Annotated in this window: 14 protein-coding genes; 9 read left to right on the top strand and 5 right to left on the bottom strand. The window is 62.7% G+C overall.

Features of this window, described 5'->3' with window-relative positions:
• Positions 1-197 precede the first annotated feature (197 nt).
• From NKH30_RS03255 to NKH30_RS03240, 4 genes are all read left to right on the top strand, one after another.
• Entirely contained in the window at positions 198-350 is a 153-nt protein-coding gene (locus NKH30_RS03255; RefSeq protein WP_023677802.1) for a hypothetical protein, read from the top strand.
• A 41-nt stretch (positions 351-391) separates the two neighbouring features.
• Complete coding sequence (locus tag NKH30_RS03250; RefSeq protein ID WP_352454349.1) at positions 392-586, top strand: hypothetical protein; 195 nt, start codon at positions 392-394, stop codon at positions 584-586.
• A gap of 80 nt (positions 587-666) precedes the next feature.
• Positions 667-2,169 (top strand): AMP nucleosidase, encoded by a 1,503-nt coding sequence (locus NKH30_RS03245; protein ID WP_023677804.1) that lies wholly within the window; start codon positions 667-669, stop codon positions 2,167-2,169.
• Between the two features lie 76 nt (positions 2,170-2,245).
• On the top strand, positions 2,246-3,283 hold the full coding sequence (locus tag NKH30_RS03240; RefSeq protein ID WP_352471025.1) for an endonuclease/exonuclease/phosphatase family protein: 1,038 nt from the start codon (positions 2,246-2,248) through the stop codon (positions 3,281-3,283).
• Positions 3,284-3,313: 30 nt separating this feature from the next.
• Here the strand turns inward: NKH30_RS03240 and NKH30_RS03235 are convergent, their stop codons facing one another.
• From NKH30_RS03235 to NKH30_RS03225, 3 genes are all read right to left on the bottom strand, one after another.
• Positions 3,314-3,910 (bottom strand): DUF922 domain-containing protein, encoded by a 597-nt coding sequence (locus NKH30_RS03235; protein ID WP_352471024.1) that lies wholly within the window; start codon positions 3,908-3,910, stop codon positions 3,314-3,316.
• A gap of 111 nt (positions 3,911-4,021) precedes the next feature.
• Positions 4,022-5,701, bottom strand: coding sequence for an electron transfer flavoprotein-ubiquinone oxidoreductase (locus NKH30_RS03230; RefSeq protein ID WP_352471023.1), 1,680 nt, complete (start codon positions 5,699-5,701; stop codon positions 4,022-4,024).
• A 106-nt stretch (positions 5,702-5,807) separates the two neighbouring features.
• On the bottom strand, positions 5,808-5,990 hold the full coding sequence (locus NKH30_RS03225; protein ID WP_198023574.1) for a hypothetical protein: 183 nt from the start codon (positions 5,988-5,990) through the stop codon (positions 5,808-5,810).
• Here NKH30_RS03225 and NKH30_RS03220 point away from each other — a divergent pair.
• The 3 genes from NKH30_RS03220 to NKH30_RS03210 all read left to right on the top strand — a co-directional run bounded on the left by NKH30_RS03220 (position 5,941) and on the right by NKH30_RS03210 (position 8,425).
• Entirely contained in the window at positions 5,941-6,585 is a 645-nt protein-coding gene (locus NKH30_RS03220; protein WP_023677808.1) for a hypothetical protein, read from the top strand. The two genes, NKH30_RS03225 and NKH30_RS03220, sit on opposite strands and share 50 nt — an antisense overlap.
• A gap of 37 nt (positions 6,586-6,622) precedes the next feature.
• Positions 6,623-7,504, top strand: coding sequence for a uracil-DNA glycosylase (locus NKH30_RS03215; protein ID WP_352471022.1), 882 nt, complete (start codon positions 6,623-6,625; stop codon positions 7,502-7,504).
• Between the two features lie 105 nt (positions 7,505-7,609).
• Complete coding sequence (locus tag NKH30_RS03210; RefSeq protein WP_352471021.1) at positions 7,610-8,425, top strand: helix-turn-helix domain-containing protein; 816 nt, start codon at positions 7,610-7,612, stop codon at positions 8,423-8,425.
• On the opposite strand, the gene NKH30_RS03205 is transcribed toward NKH30_RS03210, so the two are convergent.
• Positions 8,426-9,379: a DMT family transporter gene (locus NKH30_RS03205; RefSeq protein ID WP_352471110.1), complete on the bottom strand. Its 954-nt coding sequence runs from the start codon at positions 9,377-9,379 to the stop codon at positions 8,426-8,428. It abuts the gene before it with no gap.
• Positions 9,380-9,399: 20 nt separating this feature from the next.
• Positions 9,400-9,624 carry a hypothetical protein gene (locus NKH30_RS03200; protein WP_352471117.1) on the bottom strand — a complete coding sequence of 75 codons (225 nt, stop codon included), beginning with the start codon at positions 9,622-9,624 and terminating at the stop codon, positions 9,400-9,402.
• Between the two features lie 154 nt (positions 9,625-9,778).
• Here NKH30_RS03200 and pepN point away from each other — a divergent pair, with 154 nt between their 5' ends.
• Together pepN and NKH30_RS03190 are read left to right on the top strand one after the other, a co-directional pair.
• Positions 9,779-12,424 (top strand): aminopeptidase N, encoded by a 2,646-nt coding sequence (pepN, locus tag NKH30_RS03195; protein ID WP_352994196.1) that lies wholly within the window; start codon positions 9,779-9,781, stop codon positions 12,422-12,424.
• A gap of 188 nt (positions 12,425-12,612) precedes the next feature.
• Positions 12,613-14,940 carry a PAS domain-containing sensor histidine kinase gene (locus NKH30_RS03190; RefSeq protein ID WP_352994193.1) on the top strand — a complete coding sequence of 776 codons (2,328 nt, stop codon included), beginning with the start codon at positions 12,613-12,615 and terminating at the stop codon, positions 14,938-14,940.
• The last annotated feature ends 41 nt before the right edge of the window (positions 14,941-14,981 follow it).

Genomic DNA, 14,981 nt, shown 5'->3' with positions numbered 1-14,981 from the left:
GCCGGGTTGAGCGGGGCCAGTCGGCCCCGTTTTCATGTTATCGGTCTCGCAGCCATGGCGTGGCCATGGGTCGCTGCACTCAAAGCGGACCCTCTCAGAGATCATCAACCATTTTTGAACCGCAGATGAACGCCGGGATCAGAGCCGGTTCAGCCGGGGCAAGGCATTGTCATGCGTGTTGAAGGAGACACCGCGCAATGCTTGCCCGCCGCTTCACCATCGTCTGCCTGCTGATGAGCCTGTTCGGCATGTTGTTCGCCGTCCTTGTCGCCGAAGCCGGCCGGCCGTCCCGCTCCTGGGACGTCGCCAGTTCCTGCCGACTCGGTTGCTTGAACCATCTTCACCACTGAAACGACAAAGAGCTGAACCTTTAGAGAAAAGCAAAACGCCAATGAACCGCCTCGCCGCCAACACCCTCAAGACGCTTCGGCTGCTGCCGCGCGCGGCGCTCATCCTGACTGTTCTTTCGGTACCGGTACTGGCCGTGCCGACGATGCGCACCAATGCCGGTTCGACGATCGAGGCGCCTGCGTTGAGGAAGTCAGGCCTCGGCTTTGTGCTGCTGGTTAGCCTGCAGCGCGGTTAGCAGACCGAAAAACGCCGACAGCGCGTATAGAGGCCGCCCTACCCCCTCCCAACCGCGCGTCCAACTCTCTATATTGGGTCATGGAAAAGCGAATCTATCCCCAAGCCATTGAATCGGTGGTCACGCCGGAGCCGTTTGGCCGGCAGAGCTTCAACGACGCCAAGAAGGCCGTCGCGGCCCTACAGGTGCTTTACGACCGCAACACCAAGTTCCTGCGCGATTCATTTGCCGCGCTCGCCGCGGGCGGCGACAACAACAAACGCTACCGGGCTTTCTATCCGGAGATCGGCGTCACCACGAGTTCCTTCACGCAAATCGACTCGCGGCAGGCCTATGGCCACATGCCGACGCCGGGGCATTTCTCAACCACCGTCACCCAGCCTGCTCTTTTCGAAAGCTACCTCACCGAACAGCTTCGGCTGATCATGCGCAACCACGGCGTTCCCGTCACGGTTTCGGAATCGACCACTCCCATCCCGCTGCATTTCGCCTTCCTCGAAGGCACGCATGTCGACGGGACTGCTGCCGAGCGCATCAAACGGCCGATCCGTGACCTGTTCGACGTGCCGGATCTCGACGGCACCGACGACCAGATCGCCAACGGCACGTTCGAAGTGGCATTGGGCGAGGCACGGCCGCTGGCGCCGTTCACCGCGCAACGCATCGACTATTCGCTGCACCGGATGTCGCATTATACGGCGACCAGTCCCCAGCATTTCCAGAACTTCGTGCTGTTCACCAACTACCAATTCTACATCGACGAATTCGTCGCCCGTGCACGCGAATTGATGGCCAATGGCGGTGATGGATATGTCGAGTTCGTCGAGCCGGGCAACATCGTGACCAAAGCAGGGGACGGCGCGCCCGGTGAGGGTGCTGCGCCGCCTCGCCTGCCGCAGATGCCGGCCTATCATCTGAAGAAGCCGAATCATGGCGGCATCACCATGGTCAATATCGGCGTTGGGCCTTCCAACGCCAAGACGATCACCGACCATATTGCGGTGCTCCGGCCGCATGCCTGGGTGATGCTCGGCCATTGCGCCGGCCTGCGCAACACGCAGGCGCTCGGGGATTATGTGCTGGCCCATGCCTATGTACGAGAAGACCATGTCCTCGACGACGATCTTCCGGTCTGGGTGCCGATCCCGCCGCTAGCCGAAATCCAGGTGGCTCTGCAGGAAGCGGTCGCCGAGGTCACCGGGCTTTCCGGATATGATCTCAAGCGCATCATGCGCACTGGGACCGTCGCCACTATCGACAACCGCAATTGGGAGCTGCGCGACCAGCGCGGGCCGGTCCAGCGGCTGTCGCAGTCGCGGGCGATCGCGCTCGACATGGAATCGGCGACGATCGCCGCCAACGGCTTCCGCTTCCGGGTGCCCTATGGCACGCTGCTTTGCGTATCCGACAAGCCGCTGCATGGCGAATTGAAGTTGCCGGGCATGGCGACCGAGTTCTACAAGCGGCAAGTAGCGCAGCACCTGACCATCGGCATCAGGGCGATGGAGAAGCTGGCTGAAATGCCGATGGACCGACTGCATTCGCGCAAACTCAGGAGCTTTTCGGAAACTGCCTTCCAGTAACGAATCGCATGTGTCGGTCCAGGTCAGGACATTTCGTCATCTTGATTGAGCCGCACTTCTGCCGATAGACAAGGCGATGGCACGTGTTCGGGACATGACGGTTGCGCTGGCATTCGTCGCAATGCTTGCACTCTCGGCCGCGCTGGTGGCCGGGTTCTTCGGATCGCTGCATCCGGCCCTCGATTCCTTTGCTCATTTCCGCGTCCATTTTTCGGTGCTGATGGCGCTTTGCGCGCTGCCGCTGCTCGCCACCTCGTTTCGCCTGCAGGCCGCGGCCGCATTGCTGTTTGCGATAGCCTCCTTTGCCACCACGTCGAATGCCTTGCCGCTTTCGCGGCTATGGCAGGTGCAGGCCGCCTACGAAGCCAAAGCCGGTGACGAGCCAGTCTACCGCCTGCTGCAGATGAACCTCAGGTTCAACAATCCAACGCCTGAGAAGGTGCTGTCGCTGATCGGCCGGACCCAGCCTGATGTTATCACCCTCGACGAGGTGTCCGAGATGTGGAAGGCAAAGCTTGGGCTGCTATCCGGCACCTATCCCTACCGGATCCTCTGCCCATATCCCAATGGCGTGTTCGGCGTTGCGCTGCTGTCCAGACGACCGTTTGCCATAGGCGCGGAGCCGCACTGCGACAGCCGCGGCGCGATGGCGATCGCCACGGTCGATTTCGGCGGAACCGACGTCGATGTCGCCGCCATCCACCTCACCTGGCCATGGCCGCACAACCAATCACGGCAGATTGGAGGGTTGTCTGACGAAATCGCCTCGCTTGGCGAGACGTCGATCCTGGCAGGCGACTGCAACGCAGCGCCATGGAGCGCCGCCGTCCGGCGCGTCGCATCGCTTGGCAAGCTGACTGTAATGCCGTCGGTCGGGCCGACCTGGCTCTACAGAAGGCTGCCGGATTTCCTGCGCTTCGCCGGACTGCCGATCGACCAGGTCTTCAGCAAGGGCGCCATTGTTATCCATTCGGCGTCGACCCTTGAGGACACCGGCTCAGACCATCTGCCGGTGCTGGTGGAGTTTTCGCTTCGGTCGGATGAACAAAAGCCGCTCGACGAGCACCAGACGGCGACCGCGCTTGCGGCGCTGCCTGGCGGGACGCGAAGCTGAAAATCCGCAGTCCAATCTCGACCTGGCTTATTACTGGCCCACAAAAGCGCGGATGAGGTGCTCGACAGGGCCGCCGTCGCGATGCTCGTGCGCATCGAAGGCGATCTGCTTTGCCTCGTATTCGGCATAGATGGCATTGATCCGGCGCTTTGCCTCGCGACGTGCCTCGAAACAGTGCGGGTCATCACCGACTGTCAGCCCTCGAAGCGACTTTTCGGTGGCCCGCATCATCTGTCTGGCGATGCGGCCATGGGTCTCTTCATGGGCGCGGACGCCAGCGAAGAACCGCTTCCAGCGCTTCTGCAGCGCAGGCGACGTGGCTGAGACTAGTTTGGGATAGGTGTAGAAGAGATTGAGCGTCCCGTTGGCCTGGCGCAGGCGGCAGACGCCGTGTTCCCGTTGGGCGTCGAAGGTCCAATCATCGACGCTGTAGCCGGTCTGCGCGATGGCGTGGGTCATGAAGCCGTGCTTCGGCCCACTGCGATCCATGGCCTCGATCAGGGCCGCGCCGGTGGTTCCGGCAATGTTGTAAGTTCGTGTCTTGACCAGCACCTTAGTGCCGGCCAAGGCTGCAGGGGCGCACAATGCCCCGATCGCCACAACGCTCGTCAGAACTGCCAGGCGCATTTTTCCTTCCTCCCTGTCGCCGCAGAAAGGAAACACAGGCAGGCGGTTTATTCAACAATCCTACGGTTGCGCTGCTCCTCATCTTGTTTAGTCCGGAGCAAACCTTGTGACTTACATGTTCTGGTAGACCGGGCCCTCGCCGCCCTGTGGCGGCACCCAATTTATGTTCTGGTTCGGGTCCTTGATATCGCAAGTCTTGCAGTGCACGCAGTTCTGCGCGTTGATGACGAAGCGCACATCCTTGGCCGCAGGATCGGCGGCGGCATTGCCATCCTTGTCGACCCATTCGTAGACGCTGGCCGGGCAGTAACGCGTCGAGGGTCCCGCATAGACGTCATGCTCAGAGCGCTTCTGCAGGTCCATGTCGGCGACGAGCAGATGCACCGGCTCGTTCTCCTCGTGGTTGGTGTTGGACAGGAACACCGACGACAGCCGGTCGAAGGTCAGCACCCCGTCCGGCTTCGGGTAGGCGATCTTCTGGTGCGCGGCGGCCGGTTCCAGCGTGGCATAGTCGGCCCTGCCGTGCTTCATCGTGCCGAAGGGCGAGAAGCCGAACAGCGTGTTCAGCCACATGTCGAGGCCGCCAAGGCCGACGCCGACAATGGTGCCGAAGCGCGACCATAGCGGCTTGACGTTGCGCACTTTCTTCAGGTCCTTGCCGATATCGGTGGCGCGCCAGGCGGCCTCGTAGGAGGCCAGCTCGTCATTGGTGCGGCCGGCGGCTATCGCATCACAGACATGCTCGGCCGCCAGCATTCCGGAGAGCACGGCATTGTGCGAGCCCTTGATGCGCGGCACGTTGACGAAGCCGGCTGCGCAGCCGATCAGCGCACCGCCAGGGAAGGACAGTTTCGGCACCGATTGCCAGCCGCCTTCGGTGATGGCGCGGGCACCATAGCCCAGCCGCTTGGCACCCTCGAAGGTGCCGCGGATCGCCGGATGGGTCTTGAAGCGCTGAAACTCGTCAAAGGGCGACAGATAGGGATTCTTGTAGTTCAGGTGAACGACGAAGCCGACTGCCACCTGGTTGTCCTCGAGATGGTAGAGGAAGGAGCCGCCGCCGGTCTTCAAATCGAGCGGCCAGCCGAAGGAATGCTGGACAAGGCCCGGCCGGTGGTTTTCCGGTTTGATCTGCCAGAGTTCCTTGAGGCCGATGCCGTATTTTCCGGGCTCACGACCGTCGGAAAGGTGGTATTTGGCGATCAGTTGCTTGGCCAGCGAGCCGCGCGCGCCCTCGCCGATCAAGACATATTTGCCCATCAGCGCCATGCCCGGCGCAAAGCCCGGACCGTGCGTGCCGTCCTTCTCGACGCCCATGTCGCCGGTGACGACGCCAGTGACCGCACCGGCCTCGTTGTAGAGCAGGCCGACCGCGGCAAAGCCCGGATAGATCTCGACGCCCAGCGCCTCGGCCTTGGTCGCCAGCCAGCGGCAGACATTGCCGAGCGAGACGATATAGTTGCCGTGATTGTTCATCAGCGGCGGCATCAGGATATTGGGCAGACGGAACGAACCGGCGGGGCCGAGAACCAGGAAATGGTCGTCGGTGACCGGCGTCCTGAAGGGATGACCCTCCTCTTCGCGCCAGCCGGGCAGCAGCCGGTCGATGCCGATCGGATCGACGACGGCGCCGGACAGGATGTGCGCGCCGACTTCGCCGCCCTTTTCCAGCACGACGACGGAAAGCTCGGGATTGACCTGCTTGAGACGGATCGCGGCGGCGAGGCCGGCCGGGCCGGCGCCGACGATGACCACGTCGAATTCCATGCTTTCGCGTTCGATATCGCTCATCGATCCCTCACTGGCTCGCTATTCCCGGCATCTTGCTGGCTCACGCGCTGCATAGCGCATCAAATAGCGACGGGAAACCGGCGCGGACGTGACAATACCGATTTCATCAAAAAGTCGCGTCCTGCCGCACAGATTCGCGGTGACGAGCATCAATCTTCAATCCTATTCCGTTTGCACAGATATGTCGCACTGATGTTTTTAATTGTTCGACGGCTTGCTTATCGGCCATACTTCCCGCCATGCGCATATTCGGGCCGGCTGGCTTTTCATCGACGCGCTTTTTTTTCACGCCCGGCCGGTTTTGCCGTGCGGCGCTCTTGGCGCTTCTGCCACTGACGGCCCTCGATGCCCGTGCCGAGCAGCAACTGGTCTGGGCGACCGGCGCCTATTCCTTTTCCGACGAGCGCGGCGGTTTCCGCATCACCGGGGCTTCCGGCATCGGCACGAAAGAGGATCCGCTGGTCATCACCGAAGAGCTGAATTCAGCGACGCCGGTAACGCTGGCCATTCGCACGACAAGGCCGATCCAGCCGTTCGGCAAGGCGGGAGACTTCGCCAATGGTCTGATGTATATGCGCATCGACGTGCTCAACAATAGCGGCCAAGCCTGGGTCGAGTTCCAGTTCGAACTCCAGGAGATCCTCGACCAGCCGAGCGTGTTCGGCGACGGCCTGTCGTTCGACCAGCGCAACAAAACGCCCGAAAATATCTGGTCGAGCAGCTACGCCGATTTCGACCGCAATTTCGAACCGTATGACCGCCTGCTGTTCAAGAACGGCAAGATCGATCCGCTGAAGACCGCCAGCTTCTATTTCCTGATCACCGACTACACGCCGCGCTGGACGTTCTATCTGGTGCAGGATCCGCGCATACCGTCGAGCTGAACTTGCAAATTCAAGCTCCGCGGCCGAATGTGAAACCATGACTGCCGCCCCCCACACTAGCCGAGCCGATCTCGCCGAGCTGCTGGCCTTCTACGCCAGCGCCGGCGTCGACGAGGCACTTGAAGAACAGCCAGTAAACAGGTTTGCAGAAGCCAGGCCGCCCGAGCGGGTGCCTGCGGCGGCCGCTCTGCCGGCCGGTGAAAACGCATCGCCTCATCGCTCGACGAGCGTGTCGCGCGGCGAAATGGGCGAGAGACCGAATACGGCACCGGCAGTGCGAACGTCCCCGGCCATGTCAACGGTGCCCGACGAGGCGCAGGCGGCATTGGCGCGGCAACTGGCGAGATCGGCGGCAAACCTCGACGAGCTTCGCCAGCACATGGCGGCATTCGACGGCTGCAATCTTAAATTCACCGCCAAGAACCTGGTGTTCGCCGACGGCAATCCGACTGCCGCGGTGATGCTGGTCGGCGAAGCGCCGGGCCGCGACGAGGACATAGAGGGCTTGCCGTTCGTCGGCCGCTCGGGCCGGCTGCTCGACCGCATGCTGGCCGCGATCGGTCTTGACCGGACATCTGCCTACATCGCCAACGTGATTCCCTGGCGGCCGCCGGGCAACCGCACGCCGACGCCGCACGAGACCGAGATCTGCCGGCCGTTCATCGAGCGGCAGATCGAACTGGTCAATCCGAAGGTGCTGGTCAATCTCGGCGGCCCGTCGGCAAAGACCCTGCTCAACACCTCCGAAGGCATATTGCGGCTGCGCGGCAACTGGCGCGTCCACACGACCCCGTCTGGCGTCGCCATTCCCGCCATGCCGACCCTGCATCCGGCCTATTTGTTGAGAACGCCTGGGCACAAGAAGCTGGCGTGGCGGGATTTCCTCGAAGTGAAGGCGAAGTTGCGGGCACTTGGGTAACGGTGCAGAACGCGTCTTCCGTCCTCCCCTTGCGAGGAAGGAAGGGCGGCATCATGATCTCGCAGGTAATTGAAATGCGCCCACTGCCGGCCTAGTCATCTCGTTATGACAGCAGCCCAGATTTCCGCCGGCAGTCTCATTCGCGAATGGCGTACACGCCGGCGCATGAGCCAGCTCGACCTCGCCATGGAGGCCGAGATCTCGCAGCGGCATCTGAGTTTCGTTGAAAGCGGCCGCGCCGCACCCTCGCGTGACATGGTGCTGCATCTGGCGGAGCAGCTTTCGATCCCGCTCAGGCAGCGCAACCAGCTGCTGCTGGCCGCCGGCTTTGCCCCGAGCTTCAGCGAACGACCACTTGACGATGCCTCGATGGCACCGGCGATGGCGGCGGTCGAGACCGTGCTCAAGGCGCACGAGCCGTTCCCGGCGCTTGCCGTCGACCGGCATTGGAACCTGGTGTCGGCGAACGCCGCCATCGGCCCGTTCCTCGCCAATGTCGCCGACGCCTCCCTGCTGAAGCCGCCGGTCAACGTTTTGCGCCTCAGCCTGCATCCCGGCGGCATCGCGCCGCGCATCGTCAACCTTGCGGAATGGCGGACGCATCTTCTGGAGCGGCTGAAGCGGCAGAACGACGCTGCCGCCGATCCGGTTCTGGTCGAGCTCGAGCGCGAGCTTCGGGCCTATCCGTCCGGCCTTAAAAGCAGCCGGCCGGCGCCGGTCGAACCGAACGCGATTGTCCATCCGCTCAAGCTTGCCCATGGCGACGCGGTGCTGTCGTTCATCAGCACCATCACCGTGTTCGGCACGCCGCTCGACGTGACGCTGGCGGAGCTGGCGATCGAATCTTTTTTCCCCGCCGACGAGCAGACGCGGGCGGTGCTGATGCGGCTGGCGAAAGAGCGGACCGACGCAGCGGGCTGATCACCCTTCCGGCGCGACGGCCTTGCGGGTGCGGGTGCGTTCGAGACCCAGCTGGCGCTCGCGCCAGATGATGAAAATCCCCGCCGCAACCACGATCATGCCGCCGACCAGCATGTTGATCGTGGCGATGTCGCCAAAGACCAGATAGCCGACGACGACGCCGAGGATCATCGAAGTGTATTCGAAAGGTGCTACGACGGAAGCCTCGGCATGGCGATAGGCCGAGGTCATCAGAATCTGGCCAAGCCCGCCGCAAAAACCCGCGGCAATCAGAAGCCCCGCCTGTGCTGGCGTCAGCGCCTGCCAGCCGAATGGCAGCGAAAGCAGCGCCATGACGCTCGCGGTTACCGAAAACCACAGCACGATGGTCGCCGTCCGCTCGCTCTGGACGAGGTTGCGAACCAGGAGCATGGCGATGGCCGAGATCGCCGCGGCTATCAAGGCGGCGATGACGCCAAGCACCTCCTGATCGCCAAGGGCAGCGCCCGAACTGAGCAGCGTCAGTTCCGGCCACGAGATGATCAGCACCCCGACCAGGCCGACGGCAACCGCACTCCAGCGATAGATGCGGATGGCTTCGCCGAGGAAGATCGAACTGAACACCACGACCAGCAGCGGCTGCGCGTAGTTCAGTGTGATCGCCTCCGGCAGCGGCAGCCGCGTCAGCGCGAAGAAGCCGAGCCCCATGGCACAGACACCGACGACGCCGCGCGCAATGTGGTTGAGCGGGCGCTTTGTCGAAAAGGCGGTTCCGAGTTTTCCCTGCAAGGCGAGGAAGGCGATGATCGGAAAAATGGCAAAGAAGGAGCGGAAGAAGACGATCTGGCCCGCCGGGACGGTGCCTGCCGCCTTGATGCAGGACGACATGCCGACGAAGACCGCCACCGATACGATCTTGAGCAAGATCCCGGTCAGCGTGCTGTGCTCGCCGGCAAGGTCGCCAACTGCAAGCACTGGCAAATCCGGTCTGGCTGTCACGCCCCTCTTGCTTCCTCGATCGCCGCCCAGATGCACGCCGACGTTGCCGGCATGTCGATATGCCTGATGCCGTAGGTGCGGTAGTGCGCGTCGGTCACCGCATTGAGCGCGGCAGGCGTCGACCCGATCGTACCCGCCTCCCGCGCGCCCTTGATGAAGGCCACATCCTCGCGACGCAACACAGAGGCGCTCGTTCCGAATTTCGGCGTGACGACGGTCATGGAAGCCTCGCGATGATGCTTGGGAAATGATCGCCTGAAATAGACGTCGCTGCAGTTTTGTCGAGGGAGCGTTTCGTGTAAAGAGCGCAGACTTCAAATTATTTGGACCAGCGGACCCGCCCGCCGCACCCGGATCGACAGGAAAAATCAAGGAATGCGCACAGATACCGGCCAGGTCTTCAAGCTCGAAGACTATCGCCCCAGTGATTATCTCATTCCGGAAACCAGCCTGACTTTCCGCCTTTCGCCTGAAGCAACGCATGTGACCGCCGTGCTGACGGTCGAACGCCGCGACGGGATTGCGGCGTCGGTGCCACTGGTGCTGGATGGCGACGGGCTGACGTTCCGCGGCATCGCCATCGACGGCCAGGAGCCGAGCCTTGCGGATTTTCTCGCCACGCCCGATCAACTGACAATCATCAGCCCCCCTGCGACAAGGTGCTTCCAGCTGAGAATTGAAACCGTGTTGGCGCCGGCGCAGAACGAAGCGCTGATGGGCCTCTATCGCTCCAGCGACGTTTATTGCACGCAATGCGAGGCCGAAGGCTTTCGCCGCATCACTTACTTCCTCGACCGTCCCGACATCCTGTCGGTCTATACGGTGCGTATCGAAGCTGAGCGCAATGAGGCGCCGCTGCTTTTGTCCAACGGCAACCCGGCCGGCAGCGGCGAGCTTGCCGGCGGCTGGCACTATGCGGTCTGGCACGACCCCTTCCCCAAGCCGTCCTATTTGTTTGCGCTGGTGGCGGGCGACCTCGGCAAGATCTCGGACAGTTTTGTCACCCTATCTGGCCGCAGGGTCGAGCTCGGAATCTATGTCGAACCGGGCAAGGAGAGGCTCGCCGGCTACGCCATGGACGCTTTGAAACGGTCGATGAAATGGGACGAGGAGGCATTCGGCCGCGAATACGACCTCGATGTCTTCAACATCGTCGCCGTGTCCGACTTCAATATGGGCGCAATGGAGAACAAGGGTCTCAACATCTTCAACGACAAATATGTGCTGGCCGACCAGGAAACCGCGACCGACGCCGATTTCGCCAATATCGAGGCCATCATTGCCCATGAGTATTTCCACAATTGGACAGGTAACAGAATCACTTGCCGCGACTGGTTCCAGCTTTGCCTGAAGGAAGGCCTGACGGTTTTCCGCGACCACGAATTCTCCGCCGATCAGCGCTCGCGCGCCGTCAAGCGCATCGCCGAGGTTCGTACGCTGCGCGCCCATCAGTTTCCCGAGGACCAAGGGCCGCTGGCGCATCCGGTCCGGCCTCGCCGCTACCGCGAGATCAACAATTTCTACACGGCGACGGTCTACGAAAAAGGCTCGGAAGTCGTGCGCATGATCCATACCATCCTCGGCGCCGAGACGTTCCGCGCCGGCATGGACCTCTACTTCGAACGTCACGACGGCCAGGCGGCGACGATCGAAGACTTCATCAAAGTGTTCGAAGACGTCTCGGGTCGCGACCTGTCGCAGTTTTCGCTGTGGTATCATCAGGCCGGTACGCCGAACCTGACCGTCAGTTCGGCGTATAATCCGGCAGCGCGGGAATTCACGCTCGAAATCGAGCAGTCGGTGCCGCCAACGCCGTCGGAAAGCCGCAAGCGGCTGATGCACATTCCGCTTGCCTTCGGCCTGGTTGGCGCCGGTGGCGAGGCGATAGCCCACAGCGGCGCCGAAGGGGCGAACGTCGAGGACGGTGTCATCCATATCCGCAAACGCCGCCATGTCGTCAGGTTTTCCGGGATTGGCGAGCGTCCAGCCATGTCGCTCAACCGCGGCTTTTCGGCGCCGGTGACACTTTCGGTCGAGCAGCGGCCCGACGACCAGTTTTTTCTGGCTGGGCACGACAGCGACGCCTTCTCGCGCTGGCAGTCGTTCAACACGCTTTTGACCGATGCGCTGATTGCAGCCTTCCGCCAGATCCTGGACCACAGGCAACCCGAGTTCAGCGCCCGGCTGACCGGGCTTGCCGGCAAAATAGCCGGCGACGAAGCGCTCGAACCCGCCTATCGGGCACTGGCGCTGGCGCTGCCCGGCGAGGCCGATATCGCCCGCGACATCGGCAAGAACATCGACCCCGACGCCATTTTCGCGGCGCGCGAGGCGCTGGCGGTTGCGATCGCCGAGGCCAACCGCGAGATATTCTCCAAACTTTACGATCGGCTCGCCGACACTGGTCCGTTCAGCCCGGACGCGGCCAGTGCCGGGCGGCGGGCGCTGCGCAATGTCCTGCTGGACTATCTGTGCTTGCTGCCGGGAGGTGCGGAACTCGCCGCCGGGCACTTCCAATCGGCGACCAACATGACCGACCGGGCCGCGGCGTTGACCGTGCTTGCGCACCGTCACCATGGCTCACCGGAGGCGACCAAGGCGCTGGCCGATTTCGAGGCGAAATATGCAACCGATCCGCTGGTCATGGACAAATGGTTCCAGATCCAGGCCAGCGTGCCCGGCCCGCAAACCGTCGACGCGGTGCGCGCCTTGACAGGCCACCCTGCGTTCTCGATGGCCAACCCGAACCGGGTACGGGCACTCATCGGCACGTTTTCCAGCGCCAACCAGACCGGCTTCCATCGCGCCGACGGCCAAGGCTACCGGCTTTTCGTCGAAACGGTGCTGCAGGTCGAAAAACGCAACCCGCAGGTGGCCGCCAGGCTGGCGACGGCGCTCAGGTCGTGGCGCTCGCTCGAACCGGTGCGGCAGGCCAAGGCAAGGGAGGCGTTGCTTTCGATCGCCAATACCGAGAAGCTGTCGGCCGATTTGCGAGACATCGTCGAGCGCACCCTGGCGTAAGCGACCTCCGTTGTCCCCTTGTGGGAAAAAGGGAAGACCCCCCGAAAACCCCGTTATTTTAGTCGATTTTTAATCTTTTTTCGCCGCGCCTCTGGACAAGGCGAATCACCTTTGATTCTTTAGTGACGATTCGGAAGTGCGGCGTTGCCGGATCGTCAAGCGGGACAGAAAATCGGGGAGTGCCATTTATGGCGAAGGCGGACGCGTGGGGCGCGCCCGGTGGGACGGCTTTTGGGCGGCGCGAGGCGCGAAGCGACGGTCTCGCGGGCAATACGCGGCTCATCGCCGAACCTGCCTACCGACGGCTGCTGGCAGCCGAGCCGCTGTTGCGGCGATCGATACCGGCCCTCATTATCATGTTTCTGTTGATCATCGCAGTACTGCGCTTTCTGTCACTGATGAACGAGCGCGACGAGATCGAGCGCGACGCCAAGGCGATCCTTGCGCTGGCCGCCGGCCAACTGGCCAGTTCGATCGCTGCCGATGCGACCATGGGTTCCACGCCCGGCGCGATCCAGGACCTGCTGGAGAGCACCGGTCGTCAGGGCGCGATGGGCCGAAGCCACGTACTGGCGATCACCGATAGCGCCTTCAAGATCATTGCCGTATCGCCGCAGTCGATGCACTGGGAGGGCCGGTCGCTCGATGGCGTCGTACAGGGCGGGCAGCCGCTGTTCATGTTCGGCGACCGCGCCGGGGTGATGGAGGTCAGCATCGGCGAACAGGACTGGTACGCGGCAGTGAGCCTGGCGAACGGCCGAAAGGGTGCCTCGGCAGCGTTCGTGCCGCGGGAGGCAGTTTTTGACGCCTGGCGCAAGACGGTCTCACTCAACGTCACGCTGTTCGTGCTGACGGCCGGTGTGCTGATCATCATCCTCTACGCCTATTTCGGCCAGGCGGCGCGCGCCCAGGCCGCCGATCGCATCTATCTCGAAGCCCACCAGCGCATCGACATGGCGCTGGTGCGCGGCCGCTGCGGCCTGTGGGATTGGGACATGGTGCGCGGCAAGATGTACTGGTCGCGCTCGATGTACGACATGCTGGGCTACGAGCCTTGTGACACGATGCTGTCGTTCGGCGAAGTCGATGAAATCATTCATCCCGAGGACGGCGATTTGTTCGAACTCGCCAACAGGATCGTCGCACGCGAGATCGACCATATCGACCAGGTGTTCCGGATGCGCCATGCCGACGGGCAATGGGTTTGGATGCGCGCAAGAGCACACGTTATCGACCCGGAAGCGCCGGAGATCCAGCTGATCGGCATCGCCGTCGACGTCACCGAGCAGCGGCATCTGGCGCTGCGCTCCGAAGCGGCGGACCTGCGCCTGAGGACGGCCATCGAAAACATCAACGAATCTTTCGTGCTGTGGGATTCGTCCGAGCGCCTGATCATGTGCAATTCCAAATACCAGCAGGACAACGGCCTGTTGGATCGCGACGTGATGCCGGGCGCTCCGCGCGCCGTTCTGGAGGAACGCATGCTGGCCTTCGCCTCGGAGCGGCGGCTTGCCAACACCAACGGACCGCAGGGAGGCGTGACCTTCGAGCGCCAGCTTGCCGACGGCCGCTGGTTGCAGGTGAACGAGTTGCGGACAAGGGACGGCGGTACCGTCTCTGTCGGCTCCGACATCACCCAGATCAAGCTGCACCAGGAGAAGCTGGTCGACAGCGAGCGCCGGCTGATGGCGACAATCCATGACCTCAGCCTTGCCCGCCGCGCGGAAGAAGAACGGGCGCGTGAGCTCGTCGAACTCAATCGCAAATACATGAAGGAAACCGAGCGCGCCGAAGCGGCAAACCGGGCCAAATCCGAATTCCTGGCCAACATGTCGCACGAGTTGCGCACCCCGCTCAACGCGATCATCGGCTTCTCGGAACTGATGGAACGGCGGCTGTTCGGGCCGCTGGGCTCGCCGCGCTACGAAGAGTATGCCACCGACATCAACGGCAGCGGCAAATATCTTCTCGGTGTGATCAATGACATCCTCGACATGTCGAAGATCGAGGCCGGCCAGTTCGCCTTGGATCAGGAAGAAATCGATCTCTGCCCGCTCATCAGGGAGACGGTTCGCGTCGTTTCTCTGCAGGCGGCGGAAAAGTCGATCACCGTCGAAACCCGCATCGCCGATTCGCTGACGCTGTTCGCCGACCGCAGGGCGATCAAGCAGATACTCATCAACCTTCTGTCCAATGCGGTGAAGTTCACCGGGCAAGGCGGCCACATCTCGGTCAGAGCCCGCAGCATTTCCAGCGCGCTGATCCTGACGATCGAGGACAATGGCTGCGGCATCCCGAAGGCGGCGCTGAGCAAGCTCGGGCGGCCATTCGAACAGGTGCAAAACCAGTTCTCCAAGAGCCATGCCGGCTCCGGCCTCGGCCTCGCCATCTCGCGCTCGCTGGCCGAACTTCAGGGTGGCGCCTTGAAGATCCGCTCGACCGAAGGCACCGGCACGATCGTCTCGGTACGCATCCCGATCAAGAAAGCCGCGCAGGCGGTCAGGGCCGCTGCCTGAATGACAAAATAAGTCTCCGGCGGCCGCGCGCCGCCGGAGCG

The organism is Mesorhizobium sp. M1273 (assembly GCF_040318195.1).
Lineage (GTDB): Bacteria > Pseudomonadota > Alphaproteobacteria > Rhizobiales > Rhizobiaceae > Mesorhizobium.
This window is presented reverse-complemented; position numbering and strand designations above follow the sequence as displayed.

Bases quoted from the DNA above. Each gene is read 5' to 3' on its own strand.
- NKH30_RS03255 (WP_023677802.1), top strand. From the start codon at position 198: ATGCTTGCCCGCCGCTTCACCATCGTCTGCCTGCTGATGAGCCTGTTC.
- NKH30_RS03250 (WP_352454349.1), top strand. From the start codon at position 392: ATGAACCGCCTCGCCGCCAACACCCTCAAGACGCTTCGGCTGCTGCCG.
- NKH30_RS03245 (WP_023677804.1), top strand. From the start codon at position 667: ATGGAAAAGCGAATCTATCCCCAAGCCATTGAATCGGTGGTCACGCCG.
- NKH30_RS03240 (WP_352471025.1), top strand. From the start codon at position 2,246: ATGGCACGTGTTCGGGACATGACGGTTGCGCTGGCATTCGTCGCAATG.
- NKH30_RS03235 (WP_352471024.1), bottom strand. From the start codon at position 3,910: ATGCGCCTGGCAGTTCTGACGAGCGTTGTGGCGATCGGGGCATTGTGC.
- NKH30_RS03230 (WP_352471023.1), bottom strand. From the start codon at position 5,701: ATGAGCGATATCGAACGCGAAAGCATGGAATTCGACGTGGTCATCGTC.
- NKH30_RS03220 (WP_023677808.1), top strand. From the start codon at position 5,941: ATGCGCATATTCGGGCCGGCTGGCTTTTCATCGACGCGCTTTTTTTTC.
- NKH30_RS03215 (WP_352471022.1), top strand. From the start codon at position 6,623: ATGACTGCCGCCCCCCACACTAGCCGAGCCGATCTCGCCGAGCTGCTG.
- NKH30_RS03210 (WP_352471021.1), top strand. From the start codon at position 7,610: ATGACAGCAGCCCAGATTTCCGCCGGCAGTCTCATTCGCGAATGGCGT.
- NKH30_RS03200 (WP_352471117.1), bottom strand. From the start codon at position 9,624: ATGACCGTCGTCACGCCGAAATTCGGAACGAGCGCCTCTGTGTTGCGT.
- pepN (WP_352994196.1), top strand. From the start codon at position 9,779: ATGCGCACAGATACCGGCCAGGTCTTCAAGCTCGAAGACTATCGCCCC.
- NKH30_RS03190 (WP_352994193.1), top strand. From the start codon at position 12,613: ATGGCGAAGGCGGACGCGTGGGGCGCGCCCGGTGGGACGGCTTTTGGG.